The sequence below is a fragment of the Pseudomonas sp. 2995-1 genome (assembly GCF_002742505.1).
Classification (GTDB): domain Bacteria; phylum Pseudomonadota; class Gammaproteobacteria; order Pseudomonadales; family Pseudomonadaceae; genus Aquipseudomonas; species Aquipseudomonas sivasensis.
The window spans coordinates 1-228 of record NZ_LJSA01000023.1 but is presented as its reverse complement, the minus strand read 5'-3'; the positions used below and the strand labels follow the sequence as shown (position 1 = coordinate 228).

Here is a 228-nt window from a genome sequence, read left to right as displayed (position 1 = left end):
ACCGTACATGATGATAAATGCGGAAAGGCTTGCGAAGAAAAAGAAAATGAATCCTGTATAAAGGGAGGTAAACATCATCACCAGCCAGGCTACCGAGATCCCCAACGCATAATGGGGATAGGCTGCACCGATATAGAGTGCATATTGATAGACTTGCTTTAGCGGAATATTGTAATGGGTAAACACAGGGAATAGGAACAAGCAATAGAACCCAACTAGTATCAGCCC

Annotated in this window: 1 protein-coding gene; it reads right to left on the bottom strand. The window is 43.4% G+C overall.

Translation table 11 applies throughout. The annotated features are described in order from the left end of the window. Positions 1–201 (bottom strand): hypothetical protein (locus AOA61_RS31635; RefSeq protein WP_218197285.1); only part of this gene is annotated, 201 nt, incomplete at its 3' end. Between the last annotated feature and the right edge of the window lie 27 nt (positions 202–228).